The sequence below is a fragment of the Salmonella sp. SAL4457 genome, assembly GCF_046548235.1.
In the GTDB taxonomy this organism is placed as follows: domain Bacteria; phylum Pseudomonadota; class Gammaproteobacteria; order Enterobacterales; family Enterobacteriaceae; genus Salmonella; species Salmonella enterica.
This window is the reverse complement of the sequence record NZ_JBGDZO010000002.1, coordinates 39,122-60,453: the sequence shown is the minus strand read 5'-3', so window position 1 is coordinate 60,453 and position 21,332 is coordinate 39,122. Positions and strand designations below refer to the sequence as shown.

At 53.1% G+C, this 21,332-nt stretch carries 23 protein-coding genes and 2 tRNA genes; 5 read left to right on the top strand and 20 right to left on the bottom strand.

The window, feature by feature from the left end:
- Position 1: 1 nt before the first annotated feature.
- The 3 genes from nusA to ACLJNW_RS07795 form a co-directional block, all read right to left on the bottom strand.
- A complete protein-coding gene (nusA, locus tag ACLJNW_RS07805; RefSeq protein ID WP_001031038.1) occupies positions 2-1,504 on the bottom strand; it encodes a transcription termination factor NusA in 1,503 nt (500 codons plus the stop codon).
- Positions 1,505-1,531: 27 nt separating this feature from the next.
- On the bottom strand, positions 1,532-1,984 hold the full coding sequence (gene rimP / locus ACLJNW_RS07800; protein ID WP_000105461.1) for a ribosome maturation factor RimP: 453 nt from the start codon (positions 1,982-1,984) through the stop codon (positions 1,532-1,534).
- A gap of 207 nt (positions 1,985-2,191) precedes the next feature.
- Positions 2,192-2,268 (bottom strand) — tRNA-Met (locus tag ACLJNW_RS07795).
- 343 nt (positions 2,269-2,611) lie between these two features.
- Between ACLJNW_RS07795 and argG the strand changes: the two genes are divergently transcribed.
- Positions 2,612-3,955, top strand: a complete 1,344-nt coding sequence (argG, locus tag ACLJNW_RS07790) for an argininosuccinate synthase (protein WP_000207645.1) — start codon at positions 2,612-2,614, stop codon at positions 3,953-3,955.
- 197 nt (positions 3,956-4,152) lie between these two features.
- On the opposite strand, the gene ACLJNW_RS07785 is transcribed toward argG, so the two are convergent.
- The 6 genes from ACLJNW_RS07785 to rlmE form a co-directional block, all read right to left on the bottom strand.
- Positions 4,153-4,239: transfer RNA gene (locus ACLJNW_RS07785), tRNA-Leu, on the bottom strand.
- A gap of 13 nt (positions 4,240-4,252) precedes the next feature.
- A complete protein-coding gene (secG, locus tag ACLJNW_RS07780; protein WP_000272680.1) occupies positions 4,253-4,585 on the bottom strand; it encodes a preprotein translocase subunit SecG in 333 nt (110 codons plus the stop codon).
- A gap of 214 nt (positions 4,586-4,799) precedes the next feature.
- Positions 4,800-6,137 (bottom strand): phosphoglucosamine mutase, encoded by a 1,338-nt coding sequence (gene glmM / locus ACLJNW_RS07775; RefSeq protein ID WP_000071169.1) that lies wholly within the window; start codon positions 6,135-6,137, stop codon positions 4,800-4,802.
- Positions 6,130-6,978 carry a dihydropteroate synthase gene (folP, locus tag ACLJNW_RS07770; protein ID WP_000764711.1) on the bottom strand — a complete coding sequence of 283 codons (849 nt, stop codon included), beginning with the start codon at positions 6,976-6,978 and terminating at the stop codon, positions 6,130-6,132. Before folP ends, glmM begins: the two co-directional genes overlap by 8 nt.
- A gap of 104 nt (positions 6,979-7,082) precedes the next feature.
- Positions 7,083-9,017, bottom strand: coding sequence for an ATP-dependent zinc metalloprotease FtsH (gene ftsH, locus ACLJNW_RS07765; RefSeq protein ID WP_001107481.1), 1,935 nt, complete (start codon positions 9,015-9,017; stop codon positions 7,083-7,085).
- Between the two features lie 103 nt (positions 9,018-9,120).
- The gene (gene rlmE / locus ACLJNW_RS07760; protein ID WP_000145974.1) at positions 9,121-9,747 is read right to left on the bottom strand and encodes a 23S rRNA (uridine(2552)-2'-O)-methyltransferase RlmE; all 627 of its coding nucleotides are present in this window, start codon (positions 9,745-9,747) and stop codon (positions 9,121-9,123) included.
- Positions 9,748-9,873: 126 nt separating this feature from the next.
- Here rlmE and yhbY point away from each other — a divergent pair, with 126 nt between their 5' ends.
- A complete protein-coding gene (yhbY, locus tag ACLJNW_RS07755; protein ID WP_001592995.1) occupies positions 9,874-10,167 on the top strand; it encodes a ribosome assembly RNA-binding protein YhbY in 294 nt (97 codons plus the stop codon).
- Positions 10,168-10,322: 155 nt separating this feature from the next.
- On the opposite strand, the gene greA is transcribed toward yhbY, so the two are convergent.
- Positions 10,323-10,799, bottom strand: a complete 477-nt coding sequence (greA, locus tag ACLJNW_RS07750; RefSeq protein WP_001148008.1) for a transcription elongation factor GreA — start codon at positions 10,797-10,799, stop codon at positions 10,323-10,325.
- A gap of 247 nt (positions 10,800-11,046) precedes the next feature.
- On the opposite strand from greA, the gene dacB reads away from it, so the two are divergent.
- Positions 11,047-12,480, top strand: a complete 1,434-nt coding sequence (gene dacB, locus ACLJNW_RS07745) for a serine-type D-Ala-D-Ala carboxypeptidase (protein WP_001212674.1) — start codon at positions 11,047-11,049, stop codon at positions 12,478-12,480.
- 130 nt (positions 12,481-12,610) lie between these two features.
- Here the strand turns inward: dacB and cgtA are convergent, their stop codons facing one another.
- From cgtA to rplU, 4 genes are all read right to left on the bottom strand, one after another.
- The gene (gene cgtA / locus ACLJNW_RS07740) at positions 12,611-13,783 is read right to left on the bottom strand and encodes an Obg family GTPase CgtA (protein ID WP_000673556.1); all 1,173 of its coding nucleotides are present in this window, start codon (positions 13,781-13,783) and stop codon (positions 12,611-12,613) included.
- A gap of 15 nt (positions 13,784-13,798) precedes the next feature.
- Entirely contained in the window at positions 13,799-14,764 is a 966-nt protein-coding gene (locus ACLJNW_RS07735) for a DMT family transporter (RefSeq protein ID WP_000813052.1), read from the bottom strand.
- A 129-nt stretch (positions 14,765-14,893) separates the two neighbouring features.
- Positions 14,894-15,151, bottom strand: coding sequence for a 50S ribosomal protein L27 (gene rpmA / locus ACLJNW_RS07730; RefSeq protein WP_000940593.1), 258 nt, complete (start codon positions 15,149-15,151; stop codon positions 14,894-14,896).
- A gap of 19 nt (positions 15,152-15,170) precedes the next feature.
- Complete coding sequence (gene rplU, locus ACLJNW_RS07725) at positions 15,171-15,482, bottom strand: 50S ribosomal protein L21 (protein WP_000271396.1); 312 nt, start codon at positions 15,480-15,482, stop codon at positions 15,171-15,173.
- 257 nt (positions 15,483-15,739) lie between these two features.
- Here rplU and ispB point away from each other — a divergent pair, with 257 nt between their 5' ends.
- Both ispB and sfsB read left to right on the top strand, forming a co-directional pair.
- Positions 15,740-16,711, top strand: coding sequence for an octaprenyl diphosphate synthase (ispB, locus tag ACLJNW_RS07720; protein ID WP_001047354.1), 972 nt, complete (start codon positions 15,740-15,742; stop codon positions 16,709-16,711).
- Positions 16,712-16,942: 231 nt separating this feature from the next.
- The gene (gene sfsB / locus ACLJNW_RS07715) at positions 16,943-17,230 is read left to right on the top strand and encodes a DNA-binding transcriptional regulator SfsB (protein WP_000444168.1); all 288 of its coding nucleotides are present in this window, start codon (positions 16,943-16,945) and stop codon (positions 17,228-17,230) included.
- 57 nt (positions 17,231-17,287) lie between these two features.
- On the opposite strand, the gene murA is transcribed toward sfsB, so the two are convergent.
- From murA to mlaE, 6 genes are all read right to left on the bottom strand, one after another.
- Entirely contained in the window at positions 17,288-18,547 is a 1,260-nt protein-coding gene (gene murA / locus ACLJNW_RS07710; RefSeq protein WP_000357288.1) for a UDP-N-acetylglucosamine 1-carboxyvinyltransferase, read from the bottom strand.
- Between the two features lie 53 nt (positions 18,548-18,600).
- The gene (ibaG, locus tag ACLJNW_RS07705) at positions 18,601-18,855 is read right to left on the bottom strand and encodes a BolA family iron metabolism protein IbaG (protein ID WP_001518349.1); all 255 of its coding nucleotides are present in this window, start codon (positions 18,853-18,855) and stop codon (positions 18,601-18,603) included.
- 187 nt (positions 18,856-19,042) lie between these two features.
- Complete coding sequence (mlaB, locus tag ACLJNW_RS07700; RefSeq protein WP_000188843.1) at positions 19,043-19,339, bottom strand: lipid asymmetry maintenance protein MlaB; 297 nt, start codon at positions 19,337-19,339, stop codon at positions 19,043-19,045.
- On the bottom strand, positions 19,339-19,974 hold the full coding sequence (gene mlaC, locus ACLJNW_RS07695; protein WP_000476467.1) for a phospholipid-binding protein MlaC: 636 nt from the start codon (positions 19,972-19,974) through the stop codon (positions 19,339-19,341). The genes mlaB and mlaC overlap by 1 nt, the downstream gene beginning before the upstream one ends.
- Positions 19,975-19,992: 18 nt before the next feature.
- A complete protein-coding gene (mlaD, locus tag ACLJNW_RS07690) occupies positions 19,993-20,544 on the bottom strand; it encodes an outer membrane lipid asymmetry maintenance protein MlaD (protein WP_001193589.1) in 552 nt (183 codons plus the stop codon).
- Positions 20,545-20,548: 4 nt separating this feature from the next.
- Positions 20,549-21,331 carry a lipid asymmetry maintenance ABC transporter permease subunit MlaE gene (gene mlaE, locus ACLJNW_RS07685; protein ID WP_023204555.1) on the bottom strand — a complete coding sequence of 261 codons (783 nt, stop codon included), beginning with the start codon at positions 21,329-21,331 and terminating at the stop codon, positions 20,549-20,551.
- Between the last annotated feature and the right edge of the window lies 1 nt (position 21,332).

Sequence of the window (21,332 nt, the reverse complement as noted above, 5' to 3'; positions counted from 1 at the left end):
ATTACGCTTCGTCGCCGAACCAGCAAATATTACGGGCAGCCATAATCAGCTCACCGGCTTTTTCGTCGGTCAACCCTTCGATATCAGCCAGATCATCAATGCCCTGGTCGGCGAGATCTTCCAGCGTACAAACACCACGAGCCGCCAGTTTGAAAGCCATATCGCGATCTAATCCTTCCAGATTCAGCAGATCGTCAGCCGGTTTGTTATCACCGAGGCTTGCTTCCTGGTCCTGCGCCAGAGTGGCCAGTGCGTTTTTAGCACGCTCGCGCAGTGCTTCAACGGTCGGCTCATCAAGGCCGTCAATTTCCAGCAGTTCTTTCATTGGCACATAGGCCAGTTCCTCGAGCGTGGAGAAACCTTCTTCTACCAGAACGGTCGCGAACTCTTCATCAATATCAAGATATTTAGTAAAAATCTCGATAGCGGCATGTGCTTCAGCCTGATGTTTAGCCTGCAAGTCATCAACGGTCATTACGTTGAGTTCCCAGCCGCTCAATTGCGAAGCCAGGCGGACGTTCTGACCATTACGTCCGATCGCCTGCGCCAGATTACCGGCTTCAACGGCGATATCCATGGTATGTTTATCTTCGTCCACCACGATAGACGCGACGTCTGCCGGCGCCATCGCATTAATGACGAACTGCGCCGGGTTATCATCCCACAGCACGATATCGATACGCTCACCGCCCAGTTCGGTAGAGACCGCCTGAACGCGCGCGCCGCGCATCCCCACGCAAGCGCCGACCGGATCGATACGTTTATCGTTGGTTTTCACTGCGATTTTCGCACGAGAACCCGGATCGCGAGCCGCCGCTTTAATTTCAATCACTTCTTCGCCGATTTCCGGCACTTCGATGCGGAACAGTTCGATCAGCATTTCCGGCTTGGAACGGGTGACGAACAGCTGCGCGCCACGCGCTTCCGGTCGAACAGCATACAGCACGCCGCGAATACGGTCGCCCGGACGGAAGTTTTCGCGCGGCAGCATATCTTCACGCAGAATCACCGCTTCAGCGTTACCGGCCATCCCTTCGGATTTAATTTCCAGAGAGATATTGTCGCGGTTCACTTTCTTCACCACGCCAGTGACGATTTCGCCTTCCTGGTCGCGGAACTGATCGACAACCATCGCGCGTTCAGCTTCACGGACCTTCTGTACGATAACCTGTTTCGCAGTCTGCGTGGTGATACGGTCAAAGGTGACAGATTCAATCTGATCTTCAACATAGTCGCCGACATTCAGGCTTTCGTCTTCAAAACGCGCCGCTTCCAGCGTAATTTCCTTCGTCGGCATGGTCACTTCTTCAACGATCAACCAACGGCGGAAAGTATCAAAATCACCGCTTTTACGATCGATTTCTACACGAACATCGATCTCCTGCTCATATTTTTTCTTTGTTGCTGTCGCCAGCGCACTTTCCAGCGCTTCAAAAATTTTTTCGCGTGGCAGCGCTTTTTCGTTGGAGACGGCTTCAACAACAGCCAAAATTTCTTTGTTCATCGCGGGCTTTTCACCTCATCCAGACTGTTAAAAGTGGGGAACCAGGTTCGCCTTCTGGATATTACTCAGCGCGAACACTTCATCTTTGCCTTCGACTGTGACGGTAATCATTTCACCGTCCACCGCTTTGATAATGCCCTGCCACTTGCGACGGTTCTGTACCGCCATGCGAAGAACCAGCGCGACTTCTTCACCCTGGAAACGCGCATAATGATCGGCAGTGAACATAGGACGGTCGAGACCCGGTGACGAGACTTCAAGGTTGTAAGCCACGGAGATAGGATCTTCAACGTCCAGCACCGCGCTTACCTGGTGGCTCACATCAGCACAATCATCAACATTGATGCCATCTTCACTATCAATATAGATGCGCAGTGTGGATGTGCGACCGCGAATAAATTCGATGCCGACCAGCTCGTAGCCTAAGGCTTCAACTGGCGCTGTAATCATCTCTGTTAATTTTTGCTCTAATGTGGACAAGCCCACCCCCAAGACATAAAAAAAGGGCCTAAAGCCCAGTTATTCTGTAGTCAGATAACAAAAAACCCCGATAAATCGGGGCTTTAGATAACTGAACCCTATAACCGCAACGGCGGTCTGGTGTACCTTCCGAAAGAATTTTTTTCAAATCCAGCTACGAAGGACATAATCTTCACAGTATATTTGAAAAAGAACTCTAAGGGAAAGTGGTTGCGGGGGCCGGATTTGAACCGACGACCTTCGGGTTATGAGCCCGACGAGCTACCAGGCTGCTCCACCCCGCGCCTGAAACGTGGCAAATTCTACTCGTTTTGGGTAAAAAATGCAAATACTGCTGGGATTTGGTACCGAGGACGGGACGTAAAATCTGCGCACAGTATAGTGACCAGGCATGAGTTATGTCAACCCTATTCCCAATATGCAGATGAATGAATACCACTCTTCGTTATACTCATCCCACCTCTCCGGCTTATACATGCATTTCACAACGTTATTTCAGTAAACCTTCACTAAACGCTTCCTGTCTCTGCTAAAAGATGATTAAATGAAAACTCATTTATTTTGCATAAAAATGCACTAAAGCAGAAACCGATCTCATTATCAGTCAATCAAGCAGGGTTCTATTCTATGACGACGATTCTTAAGCATCTTCCAGCAGGTCAACGTATTGGTATCGCTTTTTCCGGCGGTCTGGACACCAGCGCCGCGCTGCTGTGGATGCGACAAAAAGGAGCTGTCCCATATGCCTATACTGCGAATCTGGGACAACCGGATGAGGATGACTATGACGCCATTCCTCGTCGCGCAATGGAGTATGGCGCAGAGAATGCTCGCCTGATTGATTGCCGCAAGCAGTTGGTTGCAGAAGGGATCGCAGCGATTCAGTGCGGCGCTTTCCATAATACGACTGGCGGGCTGACCTATTTCAACACCACGCCGCTGGGCCGTGCCGTGACCGGCACGATGCTGGTCGCCGCGATGAAAGAAGACGGCGTGAATATCTGGGGCGACGGCAGTACCTATAAAGGCAACGATATTGAACGTTTCTATCGTTACGGCCTGCTGACGAATGCTGAATTACAGATTTACAAACCGTGGCTGGATACCGACTTTATCGATGAGCTGGGTGGTCGCCATGAGATGTCTGAATTTATGATTGCCTGCGGTTTCGACTATAAGATGTCAGTCGAAAAAGCCTACTCCACCGACTCCAACATGCTCGGCGCCACGCATGAAGCGAAAGATCTGGAGTTTCTTAACTCCAGCGTCAAGATCGTCAACCCGATTATGGGCGTGAAGTTCTGGGACGAGAGCGTGAAGATCCCGGCAGAAGAGGTGACCGTCCGCTTCGAGCAGGGCCACCCTGTAGCCCTGAACGGCAAAACCTTCAGCGATGATGTTGAGATGATGCTGGAAGCGAACCGCATCGGCGGCCGTCACGGTCTGGGCATGAGCGACCAAATTGAAAACCGCATCATTGAAGCAAAAAGCCGCGGTATTTATGAAGCCCCCGGAATGGCGCTGCTGCACATCGCTTACGAGCGTCTGTTGACCGGTATTCACAACGAAGACACCATTGAACAGTATCATTCACATGGTCGTCAGCTGGGTAAACTGCTGTATCAGGGCCGCTGGTTCGACTCTCAGGCGCTGATGCTGCGTGACGGCCTGCAACGTTGGGTCGCCAGCCAGATTACCGGTGAAGTGACGTTGGAGCTGCGTCGCGGCAACGACTACTCCATCCTGAACACCGTGTCCGACAACCTGACCTATAAGGCTGAGCGTCTGACCATGGAGAAAGGCGAGTCCGTATTCTCACCGGACGATCGTATCGGTCAGTTGACCATGCGTAATCTGGACATTACCGATACCCGCGAGAAACTGTTCGGCTACGCGAAAGCGGGTCTGTTAACCGCCTCTTCCGCGACCGGTCTGCCGCAGGTTGAGAATCTGGAAAACAAAGCGAAGTAAACATTTATCATTTTAAGGCCGCGAAAGCGGCCTTTTTTATGCGCGGAATATAAGGTGTCTGTAGGCCTGATAAACGTAGCGCCATCAGGCGTTGTAATAATGTCGGATGGCGGCGTAAACGCCTTATCCGACCTACAGAAAATCACAAATAACAGACGAAAAAAAAGACGCTTTTCAGCGTCTTTCTTTCGGAATATTGGTACCGAGGACGGGACTTGAACCCGTAAGCCCTATTGGGCACTACCACCTCAAGGTAGCGTGTCTACCAATTCCACCACCTCGGCACGGATACTGCTATTAGCGCGGGATATCGCTGGTCGGCTGGGCCGGTGCAGCAGGTTGAGTCTGCTCGGTCTTCGCCGGCGCGCTCAGATTTTCCCACTCGCTTCCTTTATTGGTTTTGTTGCTATTGATATTACCCAACACCAGACTGATGATGAAGAACAGCGTCGCCAATACCGCCGTCATTCGGGTCATGAAGTTACCAGAACCACTTGAACCAAATAGCGTAGCGGAAGCGCCTGCTCCGAAGGAGGCTCCCATATCAGCGCCTTTACCTTGCTGCAGCATGATCAGACCTACAAGGCCAATTGCCACAATAAGGAAAACAACTAAAAGAGCTTCGTACATAATCAACCTGTTCCTTGCGGAGTTGCCGCGTACCAATGCTTCTACCAATAAAGCGGGATTTTTACTGTTTCCCACTGAAGCGGGTGTGAATACTAACCAAAGCGAATGACCTTCGCAAGGGCAATTTAAGCGCATTGTATCAACTGCGGAAAAAAACAGCAAAAGCGTTGTTTTTTGCGGGCCGTAAGGCGGCAACCGCCGCCTTTTTAGTCACTTAAACGGCTTTTACCGCATCCGCGATACGATGGGCGAATGCCGTAACCTGCGCTTCATCCTCGCCTTCCACCATCACGCGAATCAGCGGTTCGGTACCGGATTTACGTAGCAGTACCCGCCCACGATTGCCGAGCGTGGCTTCTACGTCCGCCGTTACCGCTTTCACCGCTTCATTTTCCAGCGGATCGCCGCTACCGGCGGTGTAACGCACGTTAACCAGAATCTGCGGGAACATTTTCATACCGCTGCACAGATCGTGCAGACTCATATGATTACGCACCATCGCCGCCAGAACTTGTAGCCCCGCTACAATACCGTCGCCAGTGGTCGTTTTATCCAGCAGAATAACGTGACCAGAGTTTTCCGCGCCGATGCGCCAGCCTTTTTCCTGCAATTTTTCCAGCACGTAGCGGTCGCCCACTTTCGCCCGGGCAAACGGAATGCCAAGCTGCTTGAGCGCCAGCTCCAGCCCCATATTGCTCATCAGCGTCCCCACCGCGCCGCCGCGCAGTTGCCCCTGGCGCAGCCCTTCGCGCGCGATGATATACATGATCTGATCGCCATCGACTTTATTGCCTTCATGGTCAACCATGATGACCCGGTCGCCGTCGCCGTCAAGCGCGATGCCGAGGTCCGCCTTCTCCGCCAACACGCGCGCCTGCAACGCGCGCACGTCGGTCGCGCCCACTTCTTCGTTAATGTTGACGCCGTTTGGCTCACAGCCGATGGCGATAACGGTCGCGCCCAGCTCGCGCAGCACATTCGGCGCGATATGGTAGGTAGCGCCGTTGGCGCAATCCACAACCACTTTCAGGCCATTGAGGCTCAGTTCGTTCGGGAAGGTGCCTTTACAGAACTCAATATAGCGTCCGGCGGCATCGACGATGCGGCTCGCTTTACCCAGCTCAGCGGAGTCTACGCAGGTGATCTCTTTTTCCATTTCGGCTTCGATGGCTTCTTCCACATCGTCAGGCAGTTTCGTACCGTCGATAGAGAAGAATTTAATGCCGTTATCATAGAACGGGTTATGCGAAGCCGAGATAACGATACCCGCCTCCGCGCGGAAAGTCCGCGTCAGATAGGCGACGGCTGGCGTTGGCATAGGTCCGGTAAACGAGGCCGACAGTCCCGCAGCGGCAAGGCCCGCCTCCAGCGCGGACTCCAGCATATAGCCGGAAATACGCGTATCTTTACCGATAATGATTTTACGCGAACCATGACGCGCCAGCACTTTTCCGGCAGCCCAACCCAGTTTAAGCACGAAATCAGGTGTAATGGGGGCATTGCCTACACGTCCGCGAATCCCATCGGTACCGAAATATTTACGATTACTCATAGCGTTTGTTTCCCTTTGCAGACAGAGTGGCTTCCACCACCCGCATCGCCTCTACGGTTTCTTTGACGTCATGGACGCGAATGATCTGCGCGCCCTGCATCGCGGCAATTACCGCGCACGCAAGGCTGCCGTTCAGACGGTCTGATGGTCCCACGTTAAGTAACTGACCAACCATCGTTTTACGTGACATGCCCACCAGCAGCGGCAGGTTAAAATGATGAAACTCACCCAGCCGCGCCAGTAAGGTATAATTGTGAGAGAGATTTTTACCGAAACCGAATCCGGGGTCGAGCAACAATTTCTCTTTTGCGATGCCGGCCTTCTCACAACGTGCTATTTGCTCAATAAAGTAGCGATTCACCTCGGCAAAGACATCGTCATATTTCGGCGCCTCCTGCATAGTTTTGGGGTTGCCCTGCATGTGCATAAGACTGACCGGCAAGCCGGTTTCCGCTGCCGCTTCCAACGCGCCGGGCTCGGAGAGCGAACGGACATCATTGATAATATGCGCGCCCGCCCTTGCCGCTTCACGGATCACCTCGGGTTTAGAGGTATCCACAGAAATCCACACTTCAAAACGTTGCGCGATTGCTTCCAGTACCGGAATAACGCGATCCAGCTCTTCTTCCACGCTCACTTCTGCCGCGCCTGGTCGCGTTGATTCCCCCCCCACATCAATAATTGTCGCCCCGGCATTCACCATTAAATTCGCATGTTTCACCGCCTCAATCAGCGTGTTATGCGCGCCGCCGTCGGAGAACGAATCCGGCGTTACGTTCAGGATCCCCATAACATGCGGATGAGTGAGATCGAGCGTGGCGCCCTGAGCGAAGAGTTTCATGGTCAAAATCCCTGTTTTATTTATGGTGAGTTAAAAAAAGAAAAACCCCGGGGCAAGCCCCAGGGTTTCGGTGAGCGCTAAACATAATGTTGTAAAACAAATGCTTATTTGTCGCCCAGCTGCTCTGACATCGTGTTGCCCGGGTTCGGCGTGCGTGGTTCATCAACCGGACGCGGCGCCTGAGGCGTACCATTGCTGTCAGAGTTATTGGTGCCGTTTGGATCTTCCCAGCCCGCAGGCGGACGCACTTCACGACGCGCCATCAGGTCATCAATCTGCGGCGCATCGATGGTTTCATATTTCATCAACGCATCTTTCATCGCGTGCAGAATATCCATATTGTCAGTCAGGATCTGACGAGCGCGATTGTAGTTACGTTCAATCAGCGCTTTCACTTCCTGGTCGATGATACGCGCAGTTTCATCAGACATATGTTTCGCTTTTGCGACGCTACGGCCGAGGAATACTTCGCCCTCTTCTTCCGCATACAGCAACGGACCGAGTTTCTCCGAGAAGCCCCACTGGGTGACCATGTTACGCGCCAGGTTAGTCGCGACTTTAATGTCGTTCGACGCGCCGGTAGAAACATGCTCAACGCCGTAGATAATCTCTTCCGCCAGACGACCGCCGTACAGCGTGCTGATTTGGCTTTCCAGCTTCTGACGGCTGGCGCTGATCGCGTCGCCTTCAGGCAGGAAGAAGGTCACGCCCAGCGCACGACCGCGCGGGATAATCGTCACTTTGTGCACCGGATCGTGTTCCGGCACCAGGCGACCGATAATCGCGTGGCCCGCTTCGTGGTACGCGGTCGACTCTTTCTGCGCTTCCGTCATCACCATGGAGCGACGTTCGGCGCCCATCATGATTTTGTCTTTCGCTTTCTCGAACTCAACCATCGACACAACGCGTTTGTTGCCGCGTGCGGCAAACAGCGCCGCTTCGTTGACCAGGTTCGCCAGGTCCGCACCGGAGAAGCCCGGCGTACCGCGCGCAATGATCGCCGCATCAATATCCGTCGCTAACGGTACGCGACGCATATGCACCTTCAGAATCTGCTCACGACCGCGCACATCCGGCAGGCCTACCACCACCTGACGGTCAAAACGGCCTGGACGCAGCAGCGCCGGGTCCAGAACGTCCGGACGGTTAGTTGCGGCGATAACGATGATACCTTCGTTACCTTCGAAGCCGTCCATCTCAACCAGCATCTGGTTCAACGTCTGCTCACGTTCATCGTGACCGCCGCCCAGACCTGCGCCACGCTGGCGACCTACGGCGTCGATTTCATCGATGAAGATAATGCACGGCGCCGCTTTCTTGGCCTGTTCGAACATGTCACGCACACGAGACGCGCCGACACCGACGAACATTTCCACAAAGTCAGAACCGGAAATCGTAAAGAATGGCACCTTCGCTTCACCCGCAATGGCTTTTGCCAGCAGGGTTTTACCGGTACCCGGCGGGCCGACCATCAGGACACCTTTCGGAATTTTACCGCCCAGCTTCTGGAAACGGCTCGGTTCACGCAGGTATTCGACCAGTTCCGCCACTTCTTCTTTCGCTTCGTCACAACCCGCAACGTCAGCAAACGTGGTTTTGATCTGATCTTCCGTCAGCATACGCGCCTTGCTCTTACCGAACGACATGGCGCCTTTGCCACCGCCGCCCTGCATCTGACGCATGAAGAAGATCCAGACGCCGATCAGCAACAGCATCGGGAACCAGGAAATGAAGATAGAAGCCAGCAGGCTTGGCTCTTCAGGTGGTTCGCCAACAACCTTGACGTTTTTAGTCAGCAGGTTATCAAGCAGCTTCGGATCATTAATCGGAATGTAAGTCGTGTAACGGTTACTATCTTTCTTGGTAACGTTGATCTCACGTCCGTTGATACGCGCTTCGCGAACCTGGTCCTGATTGACCTCTTGCAGGAAGGTAGAGTAATCCACCTTACGGCCATTAGACTCGCTGGGCCCAAAGCTCTGGAATACTGACATCAGCACAACGGCAATGACCAGCCAGAGTATTAGGTTTTTCGCCATGTCACTCAAGGGATTAACCTCTTATTACAACTGTGTTAAAAACAGCGTCAGGATACTCTATATCCAGTTTCTTTCAAACCTTACGTCTGAAATCTGCCGGTTATCACTTTCGCCCGGTCGCTACAATGTACACTTCACGCGAACGCGCACGCGAAGAGTCCGGCTTACGAACTTTAACCTTCGTAAACAGGGAGCGAATTTCCCTTAGATACTCATCGAAACCTTCGCCCTGGAACACCTTCACTACAAAACTTCCGCCTGGCGCCAGCACATCGCGGCACATCTCTAACGCCAGCTCCACCAGATACATGGCGCGGGGGATATCCACCGCCGGTGTTCCGCTCATGTTTGGTGCCATATCCGACATGACAACTTGTACTTTACTGTCACCCACGCGTTCCAGTAACGCTTTCATGACAAGTTCATCACGAAAATCGCCCTGAAGAAAGTCCACACCAACGATAGGATCCATAGGTAAAAGATCACAAGCGATGATGCGGCCTTTGCCGCCAATCTGCGTGACCACATACTGTGACCAGCCTCCTGGCGCAGCGCCGAGATCGACTACCGTCATTCCCGGCTTAAAAAGTTTGTCACTTTGCTGTATTTCATCAAGTTTAAACCAGGCACGGGAGCGTAGCCCCTTTTTCTGCGCCTGTTGAACATATTTATCGCTAAAGTGTTCCTGAAGCCAGCGGCTTGAGCTGGCAGAACGCTTTTTACCTGTCATTTAACTTTCCCGTCGGGGCAGTTCATCGTAGCCAATGGCGTAAATTTCTACACGCCTATTTGGCGATATAAGGGAGATGGCGGTAGAATGACCCGTTTTCAATCCCAACGTAAGCAAAAATATACGATGAATCTGAGTACTAAACAAAAACAGCACCTAAAAGGTCTGGCACATCCGCTCAAGCCTGTTGTTATGCTTGGCAATAATGGTTTGACCGAAGGGGTACTGGCCGAGATTGAACAAGCGTTAGAGCACCATGAACTTATCAAGGTGAAAATCGCCTCGGAAGATCGCGAAACAAAAACCTTGATCGTGGACGCTATCGTGCGCGAAACCGGCGCCTGTAACGTACAGGTCATCGGTAAAACGCTGGTGCTGTATCGCCCAACTAAAGAGCGTAAAATCTCGCTGCCGCGTTAAGGATATCCTAAAGTCGAACACAAAATCTGTGTAAAACGAGGGGTTTTCCACGAGCAGGAGAGCAAAATGCCACGCTCTCTCCGTTGATAAAAGGCCGCTATGCGGCCTTTTTCCTTTCTTTACAATACACCAACAATTTGCGTATTGAGTACTGCTTAAAGGTATTCCACTTTAAGCACTTCGTATTCCACATCGCCGCCAGGCGTTTTGATCACCACGACGTCATCCTGCTCTTTGCCGATCAGGCCGCGAGCGATTGGCGAGTTTACCGAAATGAGATTTTGCTTAAAATCCGCCTCATCATCGCCAACAATACGATAGGTCTGCTCTTCGTCGGTGTCCAGGTTCAGCACCGTGACGGTAGCGCCGAAAATCACGCGACCATTGTTCGGCATTTTGGTGACGTCAATCACCTGCGCATTCGACAGTTTTGCTTCGATATCTTTAATGCGCCCTTCGCAGAAACCCTGCTGTTCGCGTGCAGCATGATACTCCGCGTTTTCTTTTAAATCGCCATGTTCGCGCGCTTCGGCGATAGCGGCGATGATTTCAGGACGGCGCACAGATTTCAGAAAATCCAGCTCTTCGCGCAGTTTTTCGGCTCCGCGTAAGGTCATCGGAATAGCTTGCATTTGTTATACCTCTTGAACATTCCTGTAGGGGGCAATGAACTCTACCCCGGCTGCTAAGCCAGCCCCGGCATATGCCATACCAGGGTCAGAAGCAAAAAAACACCAACCCGGGCGCGCAGTCCCAGGTCAGCTACAATTTCCTCTTTGATAACCATTTTACCCTGGAGTTCCCTATGGGTCATCGTTTACTTTTTAGGGCGTTGCGCCGTAGTATGACGGCTTGTTTCCAGGGTGTTAGCGCGAGATTATGCGATTTTCCAGATTTATCATCGGATTGACCACCAGTATAGCGTTCAGCGTTCAGGCCGCGAATATTGACGAATACATCAAACAGCTTCCGGCCGGCGCCAACCTCGCGCTGATGGTGCAAAAGATTGGCGCGCCCGCGCCGGCTATTGATTATCATAGTCAGCAGATGGCGCTTCCCGCCAGTACCCAAAAGGTGATTACCGCGCTGGCGGCGCTGATTCAACTCGGCCCGGATTTCCGTTTTACGACCACGCTGGAGACTAAAGGCAACGTCGATAACGGCATCCTGAAAGGTGACTTAATTGCGCGCTTCGGTGGCGATCCAACGCTAAAACGTCAGGATATTCGCAATATGGTCGCGACGCTGAAAAAGTCCGGCGTCACGCAAATCGACGGCAATGTGCTTATCGACACGTCGATTTTCGCCAGCCACGATAAAGCGCCAGGCTGGCCGTGGAACGACCTGACGCAGTGTTTCAGCGCGCCTCCCGCCGCCGCCATTGTTGACCGCAACTGTTTTTCTGTGTCGCTTTATAGCGCGCAAAAACCAAACGATTTAGCCTTTATTCGCGTGGCCTCTTATTATCCGGTAACGATGTTCAGCCAGGTACGGACTCTGCCGCGCGGTTCGGCAGACGCGCAGTATTGCGAGCTGGATGTTGTGCCTGGCGATTTGAACCGTTATACGCTTACCGGCTGTTTACCACAGCGCGCCGACCCGCTGCCGCTGGCCTTTGCTATTCAGGACGGCGCCAGCTACGCGGGCGCGATCCTCAAGCAGGAACTGAAAGAGGCCGGGATAACTTACCGCGGCACGCTACTGCGCCAGACGCAGGTTAACGAGCCCGGAACGATCGTCGCCAGTAAACAGTCGGCGCCACTGCACGATCTGCTTAAGATTATGCTGAAAAAGTCAGACAACATGATCGCCGATACTGTTTTTCGGATGATTGGTCATGTCAGGTTTAACGTGCCTGGCACCTGGCGGGCGGGATCGGATGCCGTTCGCCAGATCCTGCGCCAACAGGCGGGAATTGATATCGCCAATACCATTATTGCCGACGGTTCCGGTCTTTCTCGCCATAATCTGATCGCTCCCGCCACGATGATGCAGGTGCTGCAATATATCGCCCAACACGATAACGAGCTGAACTTTATCTCTATGCTGCCGCTGGCGGGCTATGATGGTTCATTACAATACCGCGCCGGGCTGCATCAGGCGGGCGTAGACGGTAAGGTTTCAGCGAAAACCGGGTCACTGCAGGGCGTGTATAATCTGGCGGGCTTTATTACCACCGCAAGCGGGCAACGGATGGCATTTGTACAGTATTTGTCCGGCTACGCGGTTCCACCTGCCGATCAGCGTAATCGACGTATTCCGCTGGTACGCTTCGAGAGTCGATTGTACAAGGATATTTATCAGAATAACTGAGTGCATTATTGCCGGATGGCGGCGCTAACGCGTCTTATCCGGCCTACAACGAACATAATAAAACGGGCCGCAAATGCGGCCCGTTGGCTTTTATAGGCCGGATAAGCGTAAGCGCCATCCGGCTACGAGATTAACGTTTGTAGATGAACTCGACGCCTTCTTCGTCGTCTTCATCCCAGTCGTCATCCCAGTCATCGTCTGCGTCTTCTTCCACTTCAGCCAACTGCTGGCGATGATAATCGTCCCACATGAACTCGACTTTTTCCGGCTGTTTTGCTTCTTCAGCCTGCGCAATCGGATTCTCGATGATAAAGGTCATCACATCCCAGCAGAGATCTTTCACCCCTAGCTGACTGGCAGCGGAAATCAGATAGTATTTCCCTTCCCAGCCCAACGCTTCGGCGATTGCTTTCGCTTTCTCTTCCGCTTCGGTTTTATCCATCAGATCGATCTTGTTGAACACTAACCAGCGCGGTTTAGCCGCCAGATCCTGGCTGTATTTTTCCAGTTCGCCAATAATGATACGGGCGTTTTCCACCGGATCGGAACCATCGATCGGATCGATATCAATGAGGTGCAGCAGTACGCGGCAACGTTCGAGGTGCTTCAGGAAGCGAATCCCCAGGCCCGCGCCTTCCGCCGCGCCTTCGATCAACCCCGGAATGTCGGCCACCACAAAACTCTTTTCGCTGTCCATACGTACCACGCCCAGGCTCGGCACCAGCGTGGTAAACGGATAGTCCGCGACTTTCGGTTTTGCTGCCGATACCGCGCGAATGAACGTTGATTTACCGGCGTTTGGCATCCCCAGCATCCCGACATCCGCCAGCAGCATCAGTTCCAGCAGCAGGTCGCGCTTATCGCCCGGCGTACCATTGGTTTTCTGGCGCGGCGTACGGTTAACCGAGGATTTAAAACGGGTATTGCCTAACCCATGCCAGCCGCCCTTCGCGACCAACAGACGCTGACCGTGTTTGGTCATGTCGCCCATCGTTTCACCGGTTCCCTGGTCGATAACGCGCGTACCGACCGGCACTTTGATGGTCACGTCTTTACCGCGTTTACCGGTACAGTCGCGGCTCGCGCCATTCTGACCACGTTCAGCGCGGAACGATTTTTCAAAGCGGTAATCGATCAGCGTATTCAGGTTTTCATCGGCTTCCATCCAGACGTCGCCGCCGTCGCCGCCATCACCGCCGTCCGGGCCGCCTTTCGGGATATATTTTTCGCGGCGGAAGCTCACACAGCCATTACCGCCATCGCCTGCAACGACCAGAATCGATGCTTCATCAACAAACTTCATTTTATTCTCCGTAAATCATTCGCCTGAGCGGGGTTGCGAAACCACCGTTTCATGCTTGCGTAAACCGCCCCAAATACGATGACCAATGGCGGAATACATCGCGCCCGCAACCACGACAAACGCACCGAGATAACCTAAAAGGTTTAACATCGGTCTGGCGAAGAAATCGGGCCAGGCCATAGATAAAAGATCTGAAAACAGCAGGGTAAATAGCGGTGTAAGCGTGATTATCGCGCTCACCTGCGCCGCCTGCCAACGCGCCATCGCTTCCGCCAGGGCGCCATATCCTACCAGCGTATTTAGCCCGCAGAAAATCAAACAGGCGAGCTGCCAGTCGCTCAGTTGCGCTATCACCATCGGTTTTGCCAGCGGCAAGAGCGCTATCGTACATAAAGTGTACAGTAAAAACAGGATCTGCTGCGAGGCCAGACGTCGCAATAATACTTTTTGCGCCACGCCATAGCTCACCCACACCATCGCCGCGCCTACGCCAAAAATAACGCCCCAGGTGTAGTCGGTCAGTCGGGTAAAAATCTCGATCAGACTGGTGTTAAAAAACATTACCAGCCCGCTCAATAACATCAGCGCGCCAATCACCTGCGTACCGCGCATCTTTTCTTTCAGAATAAAGACGCTGGCGACCATCATGCCAACCGGCGAGAGCTGGCCGATAACCTGCGACGCGGTTGGGCTTAAATATTGCAGGGAAGAACTGAACAAAATGAAATTACCGAACAGTCCGCAGGTCGCTATCGCCAATAACACCAACCAGCGCGGCTTACGAAAAATACGCAGCGGCGGCAGCTTTCTTTTTACTGCCAGTATCGCCCCGAGGCCAATACTGGCCATTAAGAAGCGGTAGAAGACAATGGTTGAAGGCTCCATCACCTCCAGCACTTGCTTCATTGCTATTGGCAACGCTCCCCAGCACATCGCGGTAGTGAGCGCTAAAAGAATGCCAATGCCTGCCTGCTGCTTCATGCCGTGTTCCCTGCAAAGACCCGTTAACGGCATTCGCACAGCCACACGGGTATATTTTAGTCGGCCATCGAATGTAAAAAGCCCCGCAACAGGTGCGGGGCTTTCATCCGTTACCGGACCACAAAAAACTTACTCAGCAACGATGCTGATGTATTTACGGTTTTTCGGGCCTTTAACTTCGAATTTCACTTTACCGTCTGCTTTAGCAAACAGAGTGTGGTCACGACCGCAACCAACGTTGGTACCAGCGTGGAATTTAGTACCACGTTGACGAACGATGATGCTGCCTGCCAGAACTGCTTCACCGCCAAAGCGTTTTACGCCCAGACGTTTAGCTTCAGAATCGCGACCGTTACGAGTCGAGCCGCCAGCCTTTTTATGTGCCATTTAATCTGCTCCCCTAATCTTAAGCGCTGATGCCGGTAATTTTCACATCAGTGAACCACTGACGATGGCCCTGCTGCTTACGGTAGTGTTTACGGCGACGAAACTTAACGATTTTAACTTTCTCGCCACGACCGTGGGCAACAACTTCAGCTTTGATTACGCCGCCATCAACGAAAGGAACGCCGATTTTGACTTCTTCACCGTTTGCGATCATCAGAACTTCAGCGAACTCGATAGTTTCGCCAGTTGCGATGTCCAGCTTTTCCAGGCGAACGGTCTGACCTTCGCTTACTCGGTGTTGTTTACCACCACTTTGGAAAACCGCGTACATAAAAAACTCCGCTTCCGCGCACACCTTTCAATGATTCAGAGCGCGCTATAAATATTCACAATAGGGCGCGAATATTACGCAAATTGCACGGCTTTGACAAGTGCTACCATCAATACATGAAGAAAAAAAACACAACGCATACGGTAACGTTTATCTGCGGCGTTTTTTCAGTACAATCAGGGTATATTTCTAACCATAAACCCTACGTTACCTCATTCAGACATGGGATAATCGGGGCGATAAGCCCGGCTTTTGCGATGAATTTAGAAAAAATCAACGAGTTAACCGCGCAAGATATGGCGGGTGTCAATGCGACAATCCTTGAACAGCTTAATTCCGACGTTCAACTGATTAATCAGCTAGGATATTACATTATTAGCGGCGGCGGAAAACGCATTCGTCCGATGATTGCCGTTCTTGCCGCGCGTGCGGTGGGTTATCAGGGTAACGCGCACGTGACTATCGCCGCTCTGATCGAGTTTATCCACACGGCGACGCTGCTACATGATGATGTGGTGGATGAATCCGATATGCGTCGCGGCAAAGCGACGGCAAATGCCGCTTTCGGTAATGCCGCCAGCGTGTTGGTCGGCGACTTTATCTATACCCGCGCCTTCCAGATGATGACCAGCCTCGGCTCGTTAAAAGTGCTGGAAGTGATGTCGGAAGCGGTCAACGTGATTGCAGAAGGCGAAGTGCTGCAATTGATGAACGTGAATGACCCGGACATTACCGAAGAAAATTACATGCGGGTGATTTACAGTAAAACGGCCCGTCTGTTCGAAGCCGCCGCCCAGTGCTCCGGTATTCTTGCCGGTTGTACGCCTGAGCAAGAGAAAGGGTTGCAGGACTATGGCCGCTACCTTGGTACGGCTTTCCAGCTCATTGACGATCTGCTGGATTACAGTGCCGACGGCGAGCATCTCGGTAAAAATGTGGGTGATGACCTCAATGAGGGCAAACCTACCTTACCGTTGCTTCACGCCATGCGCCACGGTACGCCAGAACAGTCAGCGATGATCCGTACCGCTATTGAACAAGGCAATGGCCGTCATCTTCTGGAACCGGTTCTGGAAGCGATGACCACCTGCGGTTCGCTGGAATGGACGCGTCAGCGAGCGGAAGAAGAAGCCGACAAAGCGATATCCGCGTTGCAGATATTGCCGGATACTCCATGGCGTGAGGCGCTAATCGGTCTCGCACACATCGCGGTGCAGCGCGATCGTTAATGCCATTCTCTTATCCCGCGCACTGCGCGGGATATCCCATTAAGTTCTAATAAACTCCAGATACCCTATCGCCTGTCTTTCACATACTCATCCAGGACTTCCCCTGGCATATTCTGAATATTGCCGCCACTTACATGAACTTTTTAGAACATTCCTTCACGAAGCGTTATAGTATCGAACGTCGTCGGGTTGTTAAAACCGTAAGTGATTAACCTAAGGAGTGATGGATGTATGGAAAGCAAGCTTATTGACTGGCATCCGGCCGATATCATTGCCGGACTACGTAAAAAAGGGACTTCAATGGCCGCTGAGTCACGTCGGAATGGATTGAGTTCATCCACGCTGGCCAATGCATTAACGCGCCCGTGGCCGAAAGGAGAGTTGATTATCGCAAAAGCATTGGGAACGGAACCCTGGGTTATTTGGCCATCGCGTTATCACGATCCGCGCACGCATGAGTTTATCGACAGAACGCGGCTTATGAGAGCGCGTAATAAAAACAAACAGAATGTAGAGTAAGTGCCTGTAAAACAACCCCCGCATCGCGTTCGCGGGGGTTATTCAGCGCACAGAAGGTTATTCGCCTTTCACGCGTTCAATATTCGCGCCTAGCGCGCGCAGTTTGTCTTCGATGCGCTCATAACCGCGATCGATGTGATAAATACGATCCACAATCGTCGTGCCTTCCGCAATACAGCCCGCCAGCACCAGGCTCGCAGATGCCCGCAGATCTGTCGCCATGACCTGGGCGCCAGAGAGCGTTTCTACGCCATGGCATATGACGGTATTGCTTTCAATTTCCGCACGCGCGCCCATGCGACTGAGTTCAGGCACGTGCATAAAACGGTTTTCAAAGACGGTTTCAGTGATAAAGCCCGTCCCTTCCGCCACCAGGTTCAGCAACGTGAACTGCGCCTGCATATCGGTCGGGAATGCCGGGTGCGGCGCGGTACGGACATTGACCGCCTTCGGTCGTTTGCCGTGCATGTCCAGACTAATCCAGTCCTCGCCCACTTCGATATCCGCGCCAGCATCGCGCAGTTTCGCCAGTACTGCGTCCAGAGTGTCCGGTTGCGCGTTACGGCAGAGGATTTTGCCGCGAGAGATCGCTGCCGCCACCAGGAAAGTCCCCGTTTCGATACGATCCGGCAGCACACGATAAACGCCGCCGCCCAGACGCTCTACGCCCTCGATCGTAATACGATCGGTGCCCTGCCCGGCGATCTTCGCCCCCAGCGTAACCAGGAAGTTAGCGGTGTCGACAATTTCCGGCTCGCGCGCGGCGTTTTCAATGATGGTCGTCCCTTCCGCCAGCGTAGCGGCGCACATAATGGTGACGGTCGCGCCGACGCTGACCTTATCCATCACGATATGCGCCCCTTTAAGACGCCCTTCTACGGAGGCCTTTACGTAGCCCTCTTCCAGCTTGATGGTCGCACCCAGTTGTTCCAGACCGGTAATATGCAGATCAACCGGACGCGCGCCGATAGTACAGCCCCCCGGCAGAGAGACTTGTCCCTGACCAAAACGGGCAACCAGCGGCCCCAGCGCCCATATCGAGGCGCGCATGGTCTTAACCAGATCATAAGGCGCGCAGAACACGTTCACCTGGCTGGCGTCAATGTGTACCGATCCATTGCGTTCCACTTTCGCGCCTAATTGGCTCAGGAGCTTCATCGACGTATCCACGTCTTTCAGTTTTGGAACGTTTTGGATCTCTACCGGTTCTTCTGCCAGCAGAGCGGCGAACAGGATCGGCAGCGCGGCGTTTTTGGCGCCGGAAATTGTGACTTCGCCCTGGAGCGTCGTTGGCCCCTGTACACGAAATTTATCCATTATTGTATTCTCAGTTAAGCATTCATCTCCGCTACCGGCAGGTTACCCGTAGCTTAAAATCCGTTAAGTTTACGATCGCGCGCCCATTCCGCCGGGGTATATGCTTTGATCGATACGGCATGGATACGGTTGTCCGCAATGTACTCCATTAGCGGCCCATAGACCGTTTGCTGTTTCTTGACCCGGCTCATGCCGTCAAACATCTCGCCCACGGCAATAACCTGAAAGTGACTGCCATCGCCGGAGACGTGGACTTCCTGGAGGGAGAGGGCATTCATCAGCACACTCTGAATTTCATGATTTTCCATGGGTTCTTTATTCGTCAAATAGTGAAAACAGCCCAACATCTTAGAGCAAAGTCGCGCCGTCTTAAATAAGCAAAAGATTACGCTGATAAATCAGCGCGGTAAAAGTGCCGGATGGTGCTGCTAACGCAACTTATCCGGCCTACGGGGATCATGCGAAGTGTAGGCCGGATAAACCATCCGGCATTCATTACATACGGGGAAGTACGTCTTCGGGCAAGTTATATAATTGCGCCAGCGCGTAAACCTTGTCGTTAACGCCAGACAGCGACACGGCATTGCCCTGCTTTTTTGCCTGGTTCACAAGGTGCGCCAGCAGCGCCAGTCCCCCCGTATCTACCCTGGAGATCTGGCTCAGGTCGATACGGGTAACGCCATTCATCGCTTCTACGCGCGCGTCCCATAGCGGCGCCAACACGTCCTGATCCAGCTCTCCCGCCAGCACCAGAGTGTCCGCCTCACGCGTCCAGGTGAGTTGCGGCGTCATTACTGTTTCTCGTCCAAAGTAATTTTCTGTTGAGAGATAGATTTCAGTTGTGCGGTCAGGCCGTCGATGCCTTTAGTACGCAGCAGGTCGCTCCACTCATTTTGCTTGGTGGTGATCATGCTGACGCCTTCCGCAATCATGTCATACGCCTGCCAGTTGCCGGTCTGAGTGTTTTTGCGCCACTGGAAATCCAGGCGTACCGGCGGACGACCATTGGGATCGATAATCGTTACGCGGATAGGCACAATGGTCGCATCGCCCAGCGGTTGCTCAGGCGCTATCTGGTAAGTCTGACCGTGGTACATCGCCAGCGCCTGACCGTAGGCCTGTTTCAGGTATTCGCGAAACGCGGCAAAATAGGCTTCACGCTGCGCCGGGGTCGCCTCTTTGTAGTAGCGGCCTAGCACCAGCGCACCGGCATATTTTACCTGCACGTACGGCAGAAGTTCCTGATCAACAACGTCGCGCAGGTAGTCCGGATTGGCACGAATTTTCGGCTGTTCGTTTTTCAGGCGATCAAACGTTTTCTGCGCCGCCTCGTTCATCAGTTTATAAGGATTGCTCTGATCCGCTGCCGTTGCTGCGCTTAATGGCGCAATGATCAGCAGGGCCACCATCATCAGTCGTTTAAACATGCCTCAATTCTCCTGAGATTATTTCGTTGCGCCCGCGGGCGTTGTGGCTTCAGTATGGTCTTCCGTTGCGGCTGGCGCATCGCCAGAATTCTTATTGTCGTCGCCTTTGCTGTTATAGAGGAACTGACCAATCATATCTTCCAGCACCATTGCAGACTTGGTGTCCTGAATCGTACTCCCATCTTTGAGGATAGACGTTCCCAGCTCAGGATCTTCAAAACCGACGTTTAATGCCAGATATTGCTCCCCCAGCAGTCCGGAAGTACGAATACTCAACGAGCTGGTATCGGGAATATGGTTATAACGCTCTTCGATGTCGAGCGTTACGCGCGGCAGGTATGTTTTCGGATCAAGCGAGATATCTTCAACCCGCCCGACAACCACCCCGCCGATGCGTACCGGGGAACGCACTTTCAGACCGCCGATGTTATCGAAGGTCGCATAAACCTTATAGGTCGGCTCCGTGCGCATAGAGGTCACATTTGCCGCCTTCAGGCAAACAAACAGCGCCGCCAGCAACGCTACCAGCAAAAAAACGCCTACCCAAATTTCATTTTTTTTCGTTTGCATGAACTCAATTCCCAAACATCAGTGCGGTCAGCACAAAATCCAGCCCCAGAACGGCCAACGATGCGTGAACCACGGTACGCGTCGTTGCCCGGCTAATCCCGGCAGAAGTCGGTATTGCGTCATAACCGTTGAATAACGCAATCCATGTTACCGTAATGGCGAACACCACGCTCTTTATCAGACAGTTCACCAGGTCCATACGCCAGTCGACGGCATTCTGCATCGCGGACCAGAAGAACCCGGCGTCGATTCCCTTCCAGCTTACGCCGACCAGCGAGCCGCCCCAGATACCGACCGCCACAAAGATAATGGTCAGTAGCGGCAATGAAATCACGCCCGCCCAAAAGCGCGGCGAAATCACCCGGCGCAATGGATCGACCGCCATCATCTCCATACTGGAGAGCTGCTCCGTCGCCCGCATCAGGCCGATTTCCGCCGTCAACGCCGACCCGGCCCGCCCGGCAAACAGCAACGCCGCGACCACCGGCCCCAGCTCGCGCAGCAGCGAAAGCGCCACTAACATGCCAAGACTGGTCTCCGCGCTGTAAGTGGTCAGAACCAGATAGCCTTGCAGCCCCAGCACCATACCGATGAATACGCCGGAGACAATAATGATAAGCATCGACAAGACGCCCACATTATAAAGCTGGCGCACCAGCAGCGGCGCATGTTTGCGAAACTCCGGCTTACCGATAATCGCATTGAATAACATTAACCCGGCGCGCCCGAACGTCCTGACGGTTTTGATCCCGCTGTATCCGAGTGCTGCCAGCGCATTTAACAGCATG